The sequence below is a fragment of the Argonema antarcticum A004/B2 genome (assembly GCF_023333585.1).
Taxonomy (GTDB): Bacteria; Cyanobacteriota; Cyanobacteriia; order Cyanobacteriales; family Aerosakkonemataceae; genus Argonema; species Argonema antarcticum.
In genome coordinates this window covers 1-17,893 of sequence record NZ_JAIQZN010000113.1, presented here as the reverse complement: position 1 = coordinate 17,893, position 17,893 = coordinate 1, and the positions used below count along the sequence as shown (strand labels likewise).

General features: G+C 47.5%; 12 protein-coding genes. 6 read left to right on the top strand and 6 right to left on the bottom strand.

The genetic code is table 11. The features are described from left to right. The coding region (locus LAY57_RS30650) for a calcium-binding protein (protein WP_420839158.1) at positions 1–719 on the top strand (719 nt) is incomplete at its 5' end. A 223-nt stretch (positions 720–942) separates the two neighbouring features. Here LAY57_RS30650 and ndhD1 read toward each other — a convergent pair. The 4 genes from ndhD1 to LAY57_RS30630 form a co-directional block, all read right to left on the bottom strand. After that, positions 943–2,529 carry a photosynthetic/respiratory NAD(P)H-quinone oxidoreductase subunit D1 gene (gene ndhD1, locus LAY57_RS30645; protein WP_249070971.1) on the bottom strand — a complete coding sequence of 529 codons (1,587 nt, stop codon included), beginning with the start codon at positions 2,527–2,529 and terminating at the stop codon, positions 943–945. A 168-nt stretch (positions 2,530–2,697) separates the two neighbouring features. Next, the gene (locus LAY57_RS30640; RefSeq protein WP_249070970.1) at positions 2,698–4,770 is read right to left on the bottom strand and encodes an NAD(P)H-quinone oxidoreductase subunit 5; all 2,073 of its coding nucleotides are present in this window, start codon (positions 4,768–4,770) and stop codon (positions 2,698–2,700) included. A gap of 521 nt (positions 4,771–5,291) precedes the next feature. Then, entirely contained in the window at positions 5,292–5,675 is a 384-nt protein-coding gene (locus tag LAY57_RS30635) for a thioredoxin family protein (RefSeq protein ID WP_249070969.1), read from the bottom strand. A 381-nt stretch (positions 5,676–6,056) separates the two neighbouring features. Then, complete coding sequence (locus LAY57_RS30630) at positions 6,057–6,770, bottom strand: NnrU family protein (RefSeq protein ID WP_249070974.1); 714 nt, start codon at positions 6,768–6,770, stop codon at positions 6,057–6,059. 205 nt (positions 6,771–6,975) lie between these two features. On the opposite strand from LAY57_RS30630, the gene LAY57_RS30625 reads away from it, so the two are divergent. The 4 genes from LAY57_RS30625 (at position 6,976) to LAY57_RS30610 (ending at position 14,603) form a co-directional block, all read left to right on the top strand. Continuing rightward, positions 6,976–7,998 carry a LysR family transcriptional regulator gene (locus tag LAY57_RS30625; protein ID WP_249070968.1) on the top strand — a complete coding sequence of 341 codons (1,023 nt, stop codon included), beginning with the start codon at positions 6,976–6,978 and terminating at the stop codon, positions 7,996–7,998. A gap of 210 nt (positions 7,999–8,208) precedes the next feature. Beyond that, on the top strand, positions 8,209–9,627 hold the full coding sequence (locus tag LAY57_RS30620; protein WP_249070967.1) for a protein kinase domain-containing protein: 1,419 nt from the start codon (positions 8,209–8,211) through the stop codon (positions 9,625–9,627). A 20-nt stretch (positions 9,628–9,647) separates the two neighbouring features. Beyond that, positions 9,648–11,051 (top strand): ABC transporter substrate-binding protein, encoded by a 1,404-nt coding sequence (locus tag LAY57_RS30615; RefSeq protein ID WP_249070966.1) that lies wholly within the window; start codon positions 9,648–9,650, stop codon positions 11,049–11,051. A 456-nt stretch (positions 11,052–11,507) separates the two neighbouring features. Then, complete coding sequence (locus tag LAY57_RS30610) at positions 11,508–14,603, top strand: ATP-binding protein (protein ID WP_249070965.1); 3,096 nt, start codon at positions 11,508–11,510, stop codon at positions 14,601–14,603. Between the two features lie 62 nt (positions 14,604–14,665). Here the strand turns inward: LAY57_RS30610 and LAY57_RS30605 are convergent, their stop codons facing one another. Further along, positions 14,666–15,394, bottom strand: coding sequence for a Crp/Fnr family transcriptional regulator (locus LAY57_RS30605; RefSeq protein ID WP_249070964.1), 729 nt, complete (start codon positions 15,392–15,394; stop codon positions 14,666–14,668). A 246-nt stretch (positions 15,395–15,640) separates the two neighbouring features. Here LAY57_RS30605 and LAY57_RS30600 point away from each other — a divergent pair, with 246 nt between their 5' ends. After that, a complete protein-coding gene (locus tag LAY57_RS30600) occupies positions 15,641–16,669 on the top strand; it encodes a DALR anticodon-binding domain-containing protein (protein ID WP_249070963.1) in 1,029 nt (342 codons plus the stop codon). A gap of 176 nt (positions 16,670–16,845) precedes the next feature. Here the strand turns inward: LAY57_RS30600 and LAY57_RS30595 are convergent, their stop codons facing one another. Then, a complete protein-coding gene (locus tag LAY57_RS30595) occupies positions 16,846–17,739 on the bottom strand; it encodes a Cof-type HAD-IIB family hydrolase (RefSeq protein ID WP_338022521.1) in 894 nt (297 codons plus the stop codon). Between the last annotated feature and the right edge of the window lie 154 nt (positions 17,740–17,893).

Below are 17,893 nucleotides of genomic sequence, written 5' to 3'. Positions count from 1 at the left end.
TCGGTTCAGGTAGTAAAGTAATCGGTCTTCCCCAAACCAAAGGCTCTAATGGTATAGCTGCTACGACCTTTACTGGCGCTAGCGGCACCTATGATGTGCTTCTGCGTTATTTTGACGAAAATGATGGACAGGCTACGCTGACAACCTCAATAGGTGGTATCCAGGTGGATGGACGCACCCTCAACCAAAATCTGGGGAGTGGCGCTGTTGATAGCAAAACTGGGGTAATTAAAACGATCGCAACAGGTCTATCAATTGACCAGGGAACAACCATCCAAATACAAGGGGTCGCAAACCAAGCTGAGTATGCGCGAGTTGATTACATTGAATTCGTCCCTGTCAATCTAAATACGATCGATGGTACTGAGTTTGCCGATACTCTGACAGGTAACTCAGAAAATAACATTATTAATGGTTTTGGAGGAGACGATATCCTGATTGGTGGTGCTGGGAACGATAGCCTCAACGGTGGTGGCGGTGCAGATTTGTTCGTTTTGGCAGCAGGAGAAGGATCTGATGTTGTTGCTGACTTTGCAGATGGTGAAGATCGCCTGGGATTAGGTGGTGGTTTAACTTTCGCGCAACTTGCTCTAGCTCAAGGTACGGGTGCGAATCTGTACAATACTGTAATTGCGATCGCTAATACTGATGAACTCTTAGCGACTTTGAAAGGGATTCAAGCTAGTACAATAACCGCTACTGATTTCACTTCTGTCTAGAATAGCGATTAAGCCGTTTTTACCCCCCCTAAAAAAGCTATGCCTTACTCACCCAGAAGACCGGAAACTAAGTGAATTTGCGATCGCCTAAGAGTTATGAGGGAGGAATCGCACTCCTCATCCCCAAAAAAAAGCGATCGTACCCGCCACCTCCACTCCAAAGAAAAAAACCCCCGTTGGGGGGCTATATTTCTCAATGCCGTTATGTACGGCATTGAGCATTTTAACGATCGCCAATTACCGGCGCACGCATCATTTGCTGCAACGCCATCGGCACAGCTGTATCTTCTGTTTTCAGCGCTAGTGTTGGTACCGAGGCACGCAATCGGGCCGTCAGCTTCACCATTGTGGCATCATACATTTGAGTCACAAGTTTGGGATAAAACCCAATCCCAATAATCGGCACCAACAGAGAAGCAATAATAAACACTTCTCGCGGTTCCGCATCGATTAAAGCTTCGTGTGCGACTAACTCCTTGTTTTCCGGGCCATAGAAAATCTCCCGCAACATCGACAGCAGATAAATGGGCGTCAAAATAACACCAACCGCTGCCAAGAATACCACCACCACTTTAAAAGTGGGATTATAAGCATCGCTGGTCGCAAAACCAACAAACACCATCAACTCTGCGACAAAACCGCTCATTCCCGGCAATGCTAAAGATGCCAGAGAACAAGCTGTCCACATCGAGAACATCTTACGCATTTTCTGACCGACGCCACCCATTTCATCTAGCATTAAAGTGTGCGTCCGGTCATAAGTCGCTCCCACCAGGAAGAACAAACTCGCCCCAATCAAACCGTGGGAAATCATTTGCAGCATTGCGCCACTGGTGCCCAAATCGGTAAAAGAAGCAAACCCAATTAGCACAAATCCCATGTGAGATATTGACGAATAAGCAATTTTGCGCTTCAAGTTCCGCTGAGCGAAAGAAGTGAGAGCGGCGTAAATAATATTCACAACGCCCAAAATCACCAAAGCTGGGGCGAAAACTGCGTGGGCATCAGGAAGCATCCCCGCATTCATCCGCAGGAGGGCATATCCGCCCATTTTCAGGAGAATACCAGCCAGCAACATATGTACTGGTGCGGTAGCTTCACCGTGAGCATCGGGAAGCCAAGTGTGTAATGGAATAATCGGCAGCTTAACCCCGTAAGCAATCAGAAACGCTGCATACATCAAAAGTTGGAAATTCAGGGCGTAGTCCTTAGCGGCGAGGTAGCTCATATCGAACGTTACCTTATCGCCGTAGAACGCCATTGCCAGCGCCGCTACCAAAATAAATAGCGAACCGCCCGCTGTGTACAAAATAAACTTAGTAGCCGCATAAAGGCGCTTCTTACCGCCCCAGATTGACAGCAGCAGGTAAACCGGAATCAATTCCAGTTCCCATACCAGGAAAAACAACAGCATATCCTGGACAGCAAACACGGCTATTTGACCGCCGTACATCGCCAGCATCAAAAAATAAAACAACTTCGGCTTTAGCGTTACCGGCCAAGCTGCCAAAGTTGCCAGGGTCGTCATGAAACCAGTTAGCAACACGAGAGGCATTGATAACCCATCGACCCCGACTGACCAATTTAAGTCGAGTTGAGGCACCCAGGCATAGCTTTCTACCAGTTGCAGATTTGGATTGCTTAAGTCGTACTGGGTGTAGAAAGCGTAAACAATCAGGGCAAAATCAATCAGTCCGACTATGAGGGCGTACCATCGGACTGTTTTGCCGTCTTTATCCGGCACGATGGGTATCAGCAGGGACGCCGCGATGGGAAACAAGATTATCGTTGTCAGCCAAGGAAAATTCATTGGGAATAAGGGAATGGGGAATAGGAAATGGGGAGTGGGGGAGTGGGGGAGTGGGGGAGTGGGGGAGTGGGGGAGTGGGGGAGTGGGGGAGTGGGGGAGTGGGGCAGCAATTTTCTTCCTTCTTCCTTCTTCCTTCTTCCCTAGCCCCTAGCCCCTAGCCCCTTCTTCTCACGTTACGCCAAAGAAAATCACGGTGATGAGGACTGCTGCAAACACGATTAAGGCGTAGAATTGGGCGCGGCCTGTTTCCAAGTATTTCAGACCTTCACCGCTTAAGAGGGTAACTAAGCCTGTTAGGTTGACAGCACCATCGACCACTTTGAGGTCTACTTCCATAACTGCTCTGGCTAAGCGGCGGCTACCTTGAACGAAGAGGTTATTGTAAATTTCGTCAAAGTACCACTTGTTTTTCGACAGCTTATACCAGAAGGGGATTTTTTGCGCGATCGCATTCGCATCAATCTTGCCCCAAAAGTACATCAAGAAAGCCAACGTAATCCCAATCAACGAAATCGCGACAGAACTGCCTGCCATAATCAGGAATTCTGTCAAGTTTTCGTGTCCGCCTTCTGCTGGCAACTCGGCCACTAATTCTGTCGCCGGATGGATAAATTCCTCGAAATAGTTGCCAAAAGGAGTTCCTATCAAGCCAATCAGCATCGAAGGAATTGCCAGAATCATCAGCGGCAGAGTCATCGTAATCGGTGACTCGTGGGGAGAATGGCTATGACTGTGACTGTGACTGTGACTATCGTGAGCTTCTACGGTCAGTTCTTGCGGATTCATTGCGCCAGGGCCAAAAGCCAAACCCTGACTCTGTAACACTTCTGCCGTAATCTTGTTCCGCACATCTTCTTCGTTCCCCCTGAATTTGCCCTCAAAGGTGGTCAAATACATTCGGAACATATAGAAAGCGGTGATTCCAGCGGTTACCCAGCCGATCGCCCACAAAACTGGATTAGCTTGAAAGGTAGAACCCAGGATTTCATCTTTTGACCAGAATCCTGCAAAGGGTGGGATACCGGAGATAGCCAAAGTTCCGATCAAAAAGGTAATCGCGGTGATCGGCATATATTTCCTGAGACCGCCCATCATCCTCATATCCTGAGCATAAGCAGGGTCGTGACCGACCGCTGATTCCATCCCGTGAATCACCGACCCAGAGCCAAGGAACAGCATTGCTTTGAAGTAAGCGTGGGTCATCAAGTGAAACAACCCAGCGCTGTATGCACCTACCCCCATTGCCATTACCATGTAGCCCAGCTGGGACATCGTGGAATAGGCCAAACCCTTCTTAATGTCGTTTTGGGTAATAGCGGTAGTTGCTCCGATCAAGGCGGTGACAGCACCCGTCCAGGCGATCGTATTCATCGCCACAGGTATGTCTTCAAACACCGGATACATCCGTGCAATCAGGAATACCCCAGCGGCCACCATCGTTGCTGCGTGGATGAGAGCCGAGATGGGCGTTGGGCCTTCCATCGCATCCGGCAACCAAACGTGCAAGGGAACTTGAGCGGATTTCGCCACCGGCCCCATAAATACTAAAATCGCCAACAAAGCTGCCAAACCGGCGCTGACATAGCCCGATTCTACAAAAGCGTGTAGATGGGCTCCCATGACATCAAACTCAAAGCTGCCGGTAGCCCAGTAAAGACCCAGGATTCCCAGCAGCAATCCAAAGTCACCTACTCGGTTGACAACAAACGCCTTTTGACAAGCGTCTGCTGCTGCCTTGCGATCGTACCAAAAGCCGATCAGCAAGTAGGAACACATCCCGACGAGTTCCCAGAAGATATAAACCTGCACCAAGTTTGGGCTAATTACCAAACCCAACATCGATGCGCTAAACAAGCTCAGATAGGCGTAGAAGCGTACATAACCCGGATCGTGAGCCATGTAGCCATCTGTATAGACCATGACCAAGAAGGCTACAGTCGTCACGATTACTAACATCAGGGCTGTTAGATGATCGATCGTATAGCCCATTTGGAGATGAAAATTACCAGCCGACGCCCATTCCAGGGTGCGGAGATAGGGTTCGTGGCCTTTAAATTGACTCCAGAGCAAAGCAAAGGATAGAACCATTGCCGCTCCCAGCAGGGAGACTATAAACACGGCATTCAACTGCCGCAACTGGTTCGTAAATTTGTTAAACGAAATCAGCCCGATGCCGACTAACATCGCCCCGAAAAGGGGCAGGACGGGTATTAGCCAAGCATACTGATAGATCGGTTCCATCACTAATGCCTACTTTAAAGTTGTTCGCTCAAGGGACAGCAAAACCGTTAACAATTGTGACACACACTTGATTGCTTCGTCTCTATGAGTTAAACACAACCTCAAGAAAACCGGGTTTTTTAGGCCCATCCAGTCGGATCGTAAAGTTCTTCCCCTTTAGTGCTGAGTGCTTTAATACAAACACAGTCGCTTCTTTGCGGACAATAGCTCAACACTGTCCTAACATATCTGACTGTGGCTATATTTCTTGCTTCGCCCCTCTGCGCCCAAATCTGGGGGAAGTAATACCAACTAGCTAAATTTCGTCAAAACCTTGCAGAGAAAGGTTTTGACGACTCGAAGCAAAAAGGGTTTTTCTGATCGGATTTGGTATAAGCTCCGGTTCCCCCCAGATTTGGGGGGTTAGGGGGCGATTGGGTAAGTCCTGTTTTGGTTGCAGGGAGGAGCGTTAATGATAAAATACCTCACTCCGATATATCGAGGTGAGGTATTTAAAAATATTCGCTTGCGCCTTAAGTAAGCTATGCAGAGAAAGTTTGATATTCGATCGGCTGGAAGCGTTGGTGTTTGCTACGGTCTGCATAACCGAGGAAAATGGAATCCAATGCCGCAGACAGGTCATCCCGACCTTGGAAACGATCGAGACGATCTGCAATATGGCCGTCTTCAAACAAAATCAGCGTTGGCAAAGTAGTCAGTTGATAACTATGAGCCAGTTTAAAATTATCGTCAGCATTAATACCTACTAGCTTGACGTTTTGGCCGCATTTTGCCTGAAACCGAATTAATTGGGGGCTAATCATTCGACACAAACCACACCAGGGAGCCCAAAAATGAACTAGCACCGGAATGGGAGATTTTAAAACTTCTTGTGTAAACGTCCGTTCGTTAACCGACAGCAGCATGATCCCTCAAGCTAAGGTTTATATGGGTTTGATATGGCGTTGGGATCATGTTACATCGATTCGGGATCTTGTGACTTATTGGTAGATTTTAGATTTTGGATTTTGGATGAAAGGATTTTGGATTGTAGATCTCACCTGCCCCTCTTCCCTAGCCCCTAGAACACCGATTCAGTAATACTTCTTGGTGCCTTTTAGCTTGTAGGGGCGTTCGCGAAGCGTGCCGGAGGCATTAGCATTCGGGCAGAAAGTCTAGGGGGAGAGCGATAGATTTTCTACCCGAATGCTTCGCCCCTACGATTACTGAATCGGTGTTCTAGCCCCCAATCCCTTCTTGACTTTTGACTTTTGACTTTTGACTTTTGACTTCCCTAGCCCCTAGCCCTAAAAGCGAACGCTAGCGGTAGCCCGCATTAAAAGTGGGTGAGCCCACCACAACAGCAGCACAAAAACACCTAATCCCAGGTAAGCTGGCCGAATAAACTCCCGCCATACAAACGTTTGACGCCTTTGGAGCATAGCGAGAAAGGGAATGACAGAAGTGCGAGCTTTCACCGCTTCAAAGGCTTCGCCATAACGAGACAGAAGGCGGCGATCGCCATGCCAGACGCCAAACAAATGATGCAGAATCAAGCCAATTGAAGTGACTGCGGTAAAAGTGGTGCCGATCCAGAGAGTGTGAGCGATGCACCAGATTACCTGTCCCACCATCTGAGGATGTCTGGTGATGCGAATAATGCCAGTTTCATAAAGATGAACTTGAGGTTTTTCGATCGCAGCAATTTCCAGCAGGTTAAATGTAGCAGGATAGAGAAACAGGAAAGATACAGCTGACAGCACCCATACCAAGGGCTGCACTGCCGGTATATCCTGAACCTGCCATAGCTGCAAGCCATCGTACCGATGGTTAAAAAAGTAAAGGATTGTGACGACAGCTAGCGGCAGACTAACTAAAGCAAACAGAATGCGGTAAGCCCTGGGGCCAATCTGTTTTTCACCCCACGGACGGAGGGCAGCTAAACCGCTGTGAGCGATCGCAAAACCCAAAAGCAACCCCAGAATAGCGAAATGGCTAGGAGTAAGCCTTGCAAATAACATCATAAATACTTCAGAAATTTCACTTCGATCGATTCGCTCACAGTTTGTGCCACAAATATTCTCAGTGGAAACGATCCCTTGTTATGTTAATTTCGATTTCAGCAGAGGCATCACAACAGTAATTCGCTCTCCAGCGCGAGTCAAAGCCCATACAACCATAGTTTTTTCGCCCAAGGCTCCTTCCACCTTTACAGGTAAGCCAGTTATGTCTGACCTTCCTTTCACTTTAGATCAGTTGCGTATTCTTAAGGCGATCGCCGCCGAGGGAAGCTTCAAACGCGCTGCCGACAGTCTTTATGTCTCGCAACCAGCAGTCAGTTTGCAGGTGCAAAACTTAGAGCGGCAGTTGGATGTGCCGTTATTCGACCGAGGGGGGCGACGGGCACAACTGACAGAAGCCGGTCATCTCCTGCTCAGCTATGGCGAAAGAATAATATCACTTTGTGAAGAAACTTGTCGCGCGATCGAAGATCTGCAAAACCTTCAGGGTGGCACCTTAATTGTAGGAGCCAGTCAAACCACCGGGACATATCTCCTGCCCCGCATGATTGGCTTATTCCGCCAAAAATACCCAGATGTCTCCGTGCAATTGCACGTTCACTCCACACGCCGTACAGCATGGAGTGTGGCCAACGGACAAGTAGATCTCGCTATTATTGGAGGGGAAATTCCTTCGGAACTGGTAGAAGCTTTGGAAATAAAGCCTTACCTAGAAGATGAGTTGGCACTAATTTTGCCTGTAGTTCATCCCTTTGCTAAAGTCGATATCATCCAAAAAGATGACCTCTACAAGCTCCAATTTATAGCTTTAGACTCCCAATCGACCATTCGTAAGGTCATTGACCAGGTATTGACGCGCTGGGGCATCGATACTCGCCGTCTCAAAGTCGAAATGGAATTAAATTCGATCGAGGCAATTAAAAATGCCGTCCAATCGGGATTAGGCGCTGCTTTTGTTTCCATTTCCGCAATAGAAAAAGAGTTGCAGATGGGGTTTCTCCACCGCGCCAGAATTGAAGATGTGGTCATCAAACGAATGCTATCAGTGATTGCCAATCCCAATCGTTATCGTTCAAAGGCAGCAGAAGCCTTCAGCCGCGAAATACTGCCCCAGTTTGCCAATCCCGGATGGGGAAAAGATATTCTAGACACACCTTCATTAATTGGGTATTCCCAGAAAACAACTGCTGGTGAACCACAGAAAAGTGTCTCGACTAACGGCAGTTAAAGGAAGCGAGGCTTGAGAAGTCAAAAGTCAAAAGTCAAAAGAAACCAGAAATCAAGTTTTTTTTGCCTTTTACCTTTTAACTTTTGCTAATGCCCGACTACTATAGCAAAGTGCTTCGGATGCCTTACAAACACAGTGGCTTCCTTGCTTTGGACGATCGATACTGTCCTAACATATCTGACAGTGGCTATAATACCAAATTCCTAATCTATGGAAATTTACTGCACCCGTCCAAACTGCCCTCGACCCCTCAATTTGTTCTCGGATTTGGACGATCCGACTACTCTTAAGAGGGTGTCTCAAAAGTATTGTATAACCTGCGGAATGCCCCAGATATTAAGAGATCGCTATCTGCCATTGAAGCTGTTAGGACAGGGAGGATTTGGAGTGGCAGTTCTGGCACGCGATCGCGATACGCCAGCTATGCGTCGTTGCGTGGTAAAACTCTTCAAACCGGCTAGTGATTTAACGCCACAGCAGTTACAAACTGCTCAAAATCTGTTTTCTAGAGAAGCCGAAGTTTTGGAGGAATTGGGCAACCAACATCCCCAGATTCCCGAATTGTTTGCTTTCTTTGAATTAAATGTCCCCAGTTTTCCGCCCGGAAAGCAAGACCAATTTTTTTATCTCGTGCAGGAATACATAGATGGGGAAGATTTAGAAGAGGAACTAGATCGAAAAGCCAAGTTCTCCGAAAATGAAGTATTGGAAGTATTGCGGCAAATTCTATCGGTATTGCAGTTTGTTCACGATCGGGGTTCTATTCACCGCGATATCAAGCCTTCCAACATTATGCGCGATCGTCAAGGTCGTCTGTACCTGCTAGATTTTGGGGCAGTCAAACAAGTGACAAAAGTACCCTCAACTGGAGGTTCCACCGGAATTTATTCAATGGGATTTGCCCCTCCAGAACAAATGTCTGGCAGTCAAGTCTACCCATCAACTGATTTGTATGCTTTAGCTGTGACTTGTCTGACATTGCTGACAGGCAAAGAGCCGAAGGAACTATTCGATTCCTATACTAACAAGTGGAATTGGCGAAATTATGCCTCTGTAAGCGATCGCACAGCCAATGTTTTAGACCGGATGCTTGTACCAACCCCAAATTTACGCTTTCAATCAGCTCAAGAGGTGCTAGCGGCACTCACTCTACACCAACCACCGCAAACACCCCCTCCTGCCTCTATATCGCAGCTCGCCGTTCCCCCACCATCAACGGCTCAACCACCCCTTTCTGGGGTCGCCCAGCCTCCCAGTATGCCATCAAGACGTGCAGTTGGGGCCTTTTCCACGCTGGAATTGTTGGGTAACGGAGGATTCAGCGGTATGATGGCCGGACTTTTGGGAATTTCCCTCCACAGTCTGCTAGGATTGTCGCCGATTAGCATTGGATTGGGAATGCTAATTTTAGGCGGTCTAATCTTTGCCCAGTACCGTCGGACGATCGAAAAGGTCGATCTGCTGATTATTGGGGGTATTGGGTTTGCGATCGTCTGGTTTTTCCCTTTTTTACGTGCTGGACTAGCTTTTCCAGATTTCGTTATTTTGGTCGTTGGGGCAGGATTGTTAGCGATCGCAGTAACAGCTCTATTTCGTTTGATTTATAAACTACTTTCCATAATGTTTTAACTTCTAGCACAAAGTCTTCCATGTCTCAAAAAAACGAAACCAAAATTTTATTCTTAGCCCTCCTCATTACATTGGGATTAGTGGGCGGCGGCTTATGGTGGTTTAACGGAAAATATGGGTTCTCAGACAAGGAAAAAACCAGTCAAAATCTACCTGCTAATCAATCTCCGCAACAGCGCATCAGTTTCGGGAATAAGACTTTAATGCCGGGAGAAGTCCGACCGGAAAAACAGGCAGGAATTGAAGCGATCGCAAATGGAAACTTCTCCAAAGCTATTTCTAATCTGGAAACATCTTTGCGAGCAAATCGTAACGACCCAGAAGCCCTAATCTTTCTCAATAATGCCCGGATTGGAACGCAAAAAAATTACACAATCGGTGTATCTGTGCCAATTGGTACAGACCCCAACGGAGCTTCGGAAATTCTGCGCGGCGTCGCTCAAGCCCAAAATGAAATCAATCAAGCTGGAGGAATTAACGGGGTAAAGTTAAAAGTAGCGATCGCAAATGACGACAACAATCCAGAAACTGCCAAGCAAGTTGCCACAGAATTAGTGAAAAATCAGGAAATATTAGGTGTGGTAGGCCCTTATGCCAGCGATGTAACCCTAGCAGCAGGAACCGTTTATCAATCGGGACAACTCGTTGCTATTTCTCCTATCAGTACTTCTGTAAAACTTTCAAACTTCAGCCGCTACGTTTTCCGAACTGTTCCCAGCGATTACATTGCTGCAAGGGCTTTAGCCGATTATATGCTGACAAAATTACAGCAAAAAAACGCAGCAGTTTTCTTCAATTCTCAGAGTTCCTATAGCCAATCTCTTAAATCTGAATTCGTCACCGCTGTTTCTTTGGGAGGCGGACAAGTATCGGCTGAGTTTGACCTATCCAGTCCCGATTTTAGTGCGTCTAAAAGTGTTGAAGAGGCAATTCGGCGGGGCGCACAGGTGTTAATGTTAGCAGCCAATACTGAAAGCTTAGACAAAGCACTCCAAGTTGTTCGTGTCAACCGCAAACGGTTAAAATTGCTTGGGGGAGATGACGTTTATGCACCAAAAACATTGGAAATCGGCGCTGAGGAAGCACTTGGGATGACACTAGCAGTTCCCTGGCACATTGACGCCGATCCTAAATTAAGCTTTTCCCAGCAGTCCAGAAAACTTTGGGGTGCGGATGTAAACTGGCGAACAGCGCTAGCTTATGATGCGGTGCGATCGCTAATTGTAGCACTCCAGCGCAATCCGACACGAGCGGGAGTACAACAAGCGCTCTCTTCATCAGACTTTTCGACAACAGGTGCTTCTGGCACCATTCGTTTTTTGCCATCTGGCGATCGCAATGCTAACATCCAGCTAGTGCAAATCTTACCCGGTAACCGTTCTAGAACTGGCTACGATTTTGTCCCAGTGCCGCAACAGCGTTAGTTGTTCGGTTAAATGCGAGAACGGTCAAGTAGAACAGCAAGCTGGTGAAGCTTACGCGAAGTTTTTGCTCACCGGGCAGGGTCAAGAAATGATTACCAAGCTTGGGTTTGTTCGTATACGCTAAAGCGGATAAGGGTTTGACTGGCATTTCCCCATCACTGATACGAATTGTTGACAAGGCGTCCGTACCCACTTCTCTCAGGGACAATGGTATCAAGGGACAATGTATAAAAAATAATATTTTTTTAGGGCTTGCTGCAAAAGCCTGAAAGCGACTGAAAAAGGCGCGTCACTCAAACTTAGGTCAGCCTTTAAATCTTCTTTTAGCTTAGGGGCTTTAGGCAACTTAATTCATCCTGAAAAACCTTACTTTTCGACCCATTCTCGGAAAATCAAGCTGATTTGCCTAAAATATATCCCTCTGGTGACTACAAATTGTTATTCTGCTGAGAGTAAATGAAAAACTCGACTATAACACCACGAATCATACTAGAACTGACAGGTTCAAATTGGTATTCTTGCTTACAAGTTCTGAAAATAGCCCTGGAATCTGGTGGGTGGATCGGGGCGTTACTCGTAGTGGGCGAAAATTTAGAGCTATGTCAGAAGCTGGCACAAGCTGGCTCGGAAATAGTAGAGATGGCTCAAATTGCGATCGATTCTCCTAATTCCGACCATTTGCAAGGAAGTAGTGCTAACGCAGTGCGAATGACGGCGCAAAAGCTTTGCGAACCTGTCCCAGCAATCCAGCTAATTACCCTGCCTGGAATGGAAGCGAGTGTAATAGTTTTAAGCACCGGATTTAATTTGTGGATGCAGGTAGAACCCGTAAAAACCCCAGACAGTATAAATGCAACCTGGCGAATTTTGCTAGTTTTCGACTCGCAAAGCATTGCTGAGTTACTTGCACACCCAGCTATAGCGATCGCAGCACCGCAATGCTCCCAATTGACTGCCGCAGACCTAAAAAACAATAACAGCGCTCTAAAACGGTTGTGGCTACAGCTGCTGCCATTGGTTCTACCAGCTTCTTTGGTGATTGAAGAGCAAGAAAAGTTCTATACTTTTTTCGCCGAGGTAGACTGTGCCAACGGTTGCAGAGAAGCAGAAAAGCACGAAGGCTGCTCAGAAAATACATTTAAATTTACCCTAGCTTCACAGATACCAAGCGTCTGTGAATTCTCGATCTCACCGCTTAATAGTTCTTCACCTGCTCTTATGTTAGATCCTCTGTTTTGGGAGTCACCTACAGGCATTCTTTTCGAGTGTCTGGATGGCGGGATTTTAAGGGCAAATCCAGCTTTTGAGAAACTAACGGGCTACACAGAAGCTCAATTGCGCCGACTGGATTGTCGATCGATCACTCATCCCGAAGATTTTGCGACTGAGGTGAGGTGCATTCAGCAGTTGATACACGGGAGTCTGCAACGACAAACGCTGCAAAAGCGCTTCATCTGTCGCGATGGGGAGATTATCTGGACAGAGGTAACGATGTCTGCGATCGTTACCCCAGAACCAGAGGATAGCTACCTGCTGGTTTTTGTCAAGGATCTTAGCTCAATTCAAAGAGCAGAACAGGAACTCCAAAAGCGGCGACAGTGGGAATCACTTCTAAGCGAAATTGCCGCTACTATCCGCAGTACGTTTGATTTTCCCAAGATTCTAGAGATTGCGGTCAAACGGTTGCGATTCGCTCTGAGTACAGACCGGGTGGTAGCATATCGGTTGCAACCAGACCAAAGTGGTATTTGTACAGCAGAAGCGGTCGATCCTGCTTATCCGACGATTTGGGGGCAAACTTTCAGTGCCGAGACAATTCCCGCAAGCTATCTGAAAGCCTATTGCGAAGGTCGCCTTTGGCACGTGGCAGATATCCGTGCGGAAGGTTTATCCAGCTGCCATGTACAAATGCTGGAAGCGATCAAGGTACGCAGTATGATGGCAGTGCCGATTCAACGGGTGGATGAAGACTTGAAGCCACTACAATTGCGTCCGCTGTGGGGCTTAATACTGGTTCACCACTGTCGCACGCCCCGGCTGTGGACAGCAGACGAACAGCAGCTCGTGCAAGCGGTTGCGAATCAGGTGGCTATTGCCTTTGAGCAGTCGGTAAGAGTGCAGCAACTGCAAGTCCACGCAGAAGAATTGGAAGAACGAGTTAAACAAAGGACTAGATCCCTGGAGCGATCGCTACAATTTGAACAACTGATCCGCAACCTGACCAAAACGCTGTATCGGGGCGATCTTGAGGAAGATCAAATGCTCCAAGCTGCTGTGGAAGGGTTAGTACAAACTCTAGGAGTTGCGGGATGTTATGCCAGCCTTTTCGATCGGCAGCAGCTATTGCTTTCGGTGCGCTGCGAATACTTTAACAATAAGATAGAAAGCTTTTGGCCGATCTTATCCCGGCAAGAAAGAACTGGGAACGCAGGACGGGAAGTCGGGGAATCGGGGAACGGACAAGAATCGAACTTGCCAGCAGATTTATCGTTGGTGGGAATGCACTTGCCGCTTTTGAATTTGCCAGAAAACTGCCGCAGTGCTATTTTAGGTGGCAAAAGCTGTTATATAAATAATTCTGAAAAAAAACTACCTCTAGCCAATCGCCACACTGTACTCATAAGTCCCATTTGGGATGCACAAGGGTTGATCGGTACTATTTGCGTAGTCCCAGGAGCAGGTTTAGGATCGGTTTCCACGCCGCGTCAATTGGAAGCAGATGAAATGCAGCTTGTTGAGCAAGTCTCCAGTCAATGTGCGATCGCTATTCTTCAATCCCGCACTTGGCGACGCCTACAAGCACAAAACCACGAATTGGCAACCCTCAATCGTGTCAAAGGTGAGTTGATTGCCAACACCAGTCACGAGCTGCGGACGCCTTTGACTGCCATTCTTGGTTTCTCAGGCGTCCTGCTACAAGAATGCTTTGGCCCGCTTAACGTCAAACAGAAAGAATATGTTGACCGGATCAATAGCAGCGGTCAACATCTGCTGGAAGTAATCAACGATATTCTCGATCTCTCGCGAATTGAGGCGGGTCGTCTGGAACTAGAACTCCAGGTAGTTTTCATCGATGAAGTGGTACACACCGCGATCGATTTTATTCGGGAGCGAGTTCAGGAACAGGGTTTGACTCTGGAAATAGAGGTAGAACCCAGCTTGGAATATTTCGTAGCAGATTCCAGACGCCTCAAACAAATGCTGTTGAATTTACTCAGCAATGCGATTAAGTTTACCCCAGTCGGAACAGTCGGTTTAAAGGTCTATAAGTCTCGTCTCTTATTAGAAGGCAGACCAATTGACAGGATTAACTTTTTAGTTTGGGATACTGGCATTGGTATCGATCCTGCTGAACAAGGACAACTTTTTTCTCCTTTCTCCCAAATTGATAGTTCTCTATCTCGTCAGTATCAGGGTACTGGGTTGGGATTGGCGATCGTCCGCAAGTTGGCCGAACTCCACGGTGGTTGTATCACTCTGGACTCTGGCAAGGGTCAGGGGGCACGCTTCACCCTCTCTTTGCCCCTGCTTTCGTCTTCTGAGGCAATCTGACAACTTGTGAGAATGAGGAATGAGTTAAAAAATGCCCCACTCCCCCACTCCCCAGTCTCTGTTTACCGGCGTAGGGCTGTATCAGTAGGTAAACAGATCAGATTATCATCCTGGGTATGGATTAATCCCCTGCTACGTAACTTGCCCATTAAGCGAGTTACTGTGACGCGAGTAGAGCCGATCGCGCTACCGATTTGAGCGTGTGTGAGAGTCCAGGGTAGAGAGTATCCTTGGTCGCAGGGTTCGCCATATTCTTCTATTAAGAGGGTGAGAAATCCCAATAGTCGATCGATCGTGCGCCGCTGTCCCAGGGTACTCAGCCACAGCAGCTTGCGCTGGTGCTGGTAGCGAAACGCATCCAAAACCTCCCGCCGGAAGTGGGGCCAATTGTCTAAGTCGTGCCAGTACATCCACACTACAGACGTTTGGTCGATATGGGCATAGCTGTGGAGTGTAAAGGGTGACTGAGCTACAATTTCAAATGGTTGTCCGGCACCTACAAAGCCCAAAAAAGCTTCTTCTTGATTGACAGTGGAGGCGCGTGAGTTAAGGTTGCGATGGGTGGCGCTGACTTGGGCAACGCCCACCATTCGCACCGCACCCCGCTGTACTAAATACAGTAGCCCTGGGCGGGCTGGAATTTTCTCATCTTTACTGAAGGTGCGACACCGATAGTGTTCGTTCGCCCAGTCGAGTATGCGCTGCCATGTTAAAAAGGGCCTAGCTCCTTCAGGTCTGGGTGTATCTGAGTTTAAAGTGGTTGGTTGTAAGGAAAGAGATTGTTGCACCATAGGTTTAGGGGCCAAAAAGAGGGCATTAATGGGACGTTTATCGACAAGTTACAGGGAATATTAAATCTAGATTAGCTTTATACCAACTTTATACAAGTTTTACTGGAAATTCAAAGTAATAAAAGATACTTTATATTTTCCTCAATAATACCTGTTTTAAGTTTGTGATTTGTTATATTTGATGCAAGTTATAACCGTAGACAGATGGAATCGCCGGAAAGTGATGACAAGCGTCGGTAAAGGGCTGTGAATGAGGGTTTGCCAGTTGCTGAATATTCTACTATCAAGCATCTGCTGCTGCTTTGGCTGCAAGAAGCAATAGATTCGATCGGCCCTAGTTTGGGAATCCCAGGGCCTCACATTTTCTCGAATGGGGTTGTTGAAAATGGCGTTAATACAAGAACTCTGGCTTTATACCAGGTTAAAGATGAAACCAAAATATTGTACGTATCGCCGATCGCGCTCAAACTCTCAAAGTTATGGGGAATACCGATTACGGATATTGCTACGGCGATCGCACGAGAATTGTTGCGGTTAAATGTAGCGCAGAATACAGATAATGAACAGTATTGTATGGTAAAGGTTGTCGCTCCTGGTTTGATTCATTTCCAATTGAGCGATTTAGGCATATCAGCTTGGTTGCAGCGTTTGGTAGGGCATGGAAAGTCAAAAGTCAAAAGTCTCCCTTGTCCTCCTTGTCCTCCTTGTCCTCCCCCACTCCCCCACTCCCCCACTCCCCCACTCCCCCACTCTCCCACTCCCCCACTCAGCACTCAGCACTCAGCACTCAGTACTCAGTACTCAGCACTCAAGGAGTCCCAGCTTTTTGCGGTTCAGTACGCTCACGCTCGTTGCTGTTCGCTGCTGCGTCTTGCTCACCGAGAGGGTGCGATCGCGCTAGTGGAACCCGATCGCGATACCAGTCCGGCTCGCTGGAGCCTTGTTTCTCCCAACCCGATTCCCTGGCTGACATCGGACAAAAAACTGCGGTTGGTACACCCAGCAGAACGCGCTCTGATTTCCCATTTATTTGCCTTACAGGACAATATATACTGCCCTTACCCTTCCGGGCGCGAAATCAATTGGGAGAAAACGGCGCTGACTCTTAGCGATTTATTTGAGACTTTCTACCGCAGATGCCGGATCTGGGGTGAAGTCAAGAAAGAAGATCTCTGTTTGGCTCAGGCAAGATTGGGGCTGCTCGTAGTTACTCAAACCTTGCTCCGGCTAGTGTTACAAGACTTTTTAGGCGTCTTTGCACCCCTAGAGCTATAAGTTCATTGAGGAAGATTTGCCAAAACTAAGCAATACTTATCAAAAATTAATATAGATAAAGGGATGACAAATCTATTTCATGTCTTGTATATTAACTGGTGTGTGAGGAGCGAACCAGTAAGGAGACCGAGACGAAACACGGCCAGTCGTCGGTCTCCTTTCTGATCTAAGCGGTTTTAGATGAGAAATTTCTCGATCGCAGCAACGACGCCATCGTCCTCGACACTGGGAGCTACCCAATGAGCGATCGCCTGTACGTCTGAAGGGCCATTGTCCATCGCTACACCAATACCGGCATACTCAAGCATTTCGACATCGTTATAGTTATCGCCAACAGCCATAACGTTACTAGCTTGCAGTCCCAGGATTTCTTCAGCTAAGTAACGGACTGCGGTTCCTTTATTTGCCAAAGGGTTAGTGGCTTCAAAAAAGGTGGCGACAGATTTGGTAAGGTAAAGTTCGGCTGGGGTGTACTCCTGCCTCAAAGACCCCAACAATAGCTCGATCGTATCTATATCGTCACTGAGAGCTAAAACTTTCGTGGGATGGATATCTTGTCCGTCATCCGTACTAAGGGCTAGACGTAGGTCGCCGACTGGGATAGGCTCTATACCAGAACGTTGGGCATAAATCTCGGTTTCGGGAGTGATTTGGCGCACGTAGAGTCGATCGTTGATGTAGAAGTGTACAGAAAGTAGCGATCGCAGTTCCGGTCGCTCAAAGTATCCTAAAAGTTGCAATGCTAATTTCTTTGATACCGGCAGGTGACGAAGAACTTTTTGGGTAGCTGGGTCTTGAATCCAAGCTCCTTGGTAAACTATCAGAGGTAGTTGGGAACCGATGTCCTGGTGGAAGCGTAAAGCGGAACGGTACATCCGACCAGTAGCGATCGCAACCTTGACCCCTTTTGCTTGAACTGCTTTAATCGCCTGTTTGACAGGTTCTCGGATTTGATTGGACTCGCCTGCGATTGTGCCATCAATGTCTAAGACCAACAATTTAATGTCTTCGGCAGCTTTATTTTCCGGCATAATGCGCTTGTTTTTGCGATCGACAGATATTTCCTGCATAGTTGTTGAGCCTTATCCCGATGTGTCTCCCAGTCAAGGTTAGCAGGCAGCGTTAAAACTTGGGACTGGCAGGACTTGGTAAGCTGCTACGCATTTAATTTGTATGTTTAGCGGGAGTGGGAGAGTGGGGGAGTGGGGGAGTGGGAGAGGAATT

Bases quoted from the DNA above. Each gene is read 5' to 3' on its own strand.
- ndhD1 (WP_249070971.1), bottom strand. From the start codon at position 2,529: ATGAATTTTCCTTGGCTGACAACGATAATCTTGTTTCCCATCGCGGCG.
- LAY57_RS30640 (WP_249070970.1), bottom strand. From the start codon at position 4,770: ATGGAACCGATCTATCAGTATGCTTGGCTAATACCCGTCCTGCCCCTT.
- LAY57_RS30635 (WP_249070969.1), bottom strand. From the start codon at position 5,675: ATGCTGCTGTCGGTTAACGAACGGACGTTTACACAAGAAGTTTTAAAA.
- LAY57_RS30630 (WP_249070974.1), bottom strand. From the start codon at position 6,770: ATGTTATTTGCAAGGCTTACTCCTAGCCATTTCGCTATTCTGGGGTTG.
- LAY57_RS30625 (WP_249070968.1), top strand. From the start codon at position 6,976: ATGTCTGACCTTCCTTTCACTTTAGATCAGTTGCGTATTCTTAAGGCG.
- LAY57_RS30620 (WP_249070967.1), top strand. From the start codon at position 8,209: ATGGAAATTTACTGCACCCGTCCAAACTGCCCTCGACCCCTCAATTTG.
- LAY57_RS30615 (WP_249070966.1), top strand. From the start codon at position 9,648: ATGTCTCAAAAAAACGAAACCAAAATTTTATTCTTAGCCCTCCTCATT.
- LAY57_RS30610 (WP_249070965.1), top strand. From the start codon at position 11,508: ATGAAAAACTCGACTATAACACCACGAATCATACTAGAACTGACAGGT.
- LAY57_RS30605 (WP_249070964.1), bottom strand. From the start codon at position 15,394: ATGGTGCAACAATCTCTTTCCTTACAACCAACCACTTTAAACTCAGAT.
- LAY57_RS30595 (WP_338022521.1), bottom strand. From the start codon at position 17,739: ATGCAGGAAATATCTGTCGATCGCAAAAACAAGCGCATTATGCCGGAA.